Here is a 453-nt window from a genome sequence, read left to right as displayed (position 1 = left end):
AAGCCCGTTCTGTGCGATGCGGAAATGGTCGCCCACGGCGTGACCCGCGCCCGCCTTCCGGCCAATAATGACGTGATCTGCACCCTTCGCGATCCGCGCACCCCTGAGCTTGCGAAAACGATTGGCAATACCCGTTCCGCCGCCGCACTCGATCTCTGGGCGGAAAAGCTGGACGGTGCTCTCGTTGCTATCGGCAACGCGCCGACAGCGCTGTTCTATCTTCTGGAGATGCTTGAAAAGGGCGCTCCACGTCCAGCTGCCATTATCGGCATGCCGGTCGGTTTTGTCGGTGCGGCGGAATCGAAGGATGCGCTGGAGGCTAGTTTGCTAGGCATTCCCTATGCCATCGTCAAGGGACGTATGGGTGGATCGGCCATGACGGCCGCTGCCGTCAACGCCGTTGCGAGGGCAGGTCTGTGAGCGCGGCTCTTTTCGAAAATTCCAAGGGTAAAC

General features: G+C 60.5%; 1 protein-coding gene. It reads left to right on the top strand.

What is annotated here, in order from left to right; translation table 11 throughout:
• A partial coding sequence (locus QSJ47_RS08300; protein ID WP_285603021.1) for a precorrin-8X methylmutase occupies window positions 1–420 on the top strand: 420 nt, incomplete at its 5' end.
• Window positions 421–453 lie beyond the last annotated feature (33 nt).

The sequence above is a fragment of the Helicobacter sp. NHP22-001 genome (assembly GCF_030270165.1).
Lineage (GTDB): Bacteria > Campylobacterota > Campylobacteria > Campylobacterales > Helicobacteraceae > Helicobacter > Helicobacter gastrofelis.
This window is presented reverse-complemented; position numbering and strand designations above follow the sequence as displayed.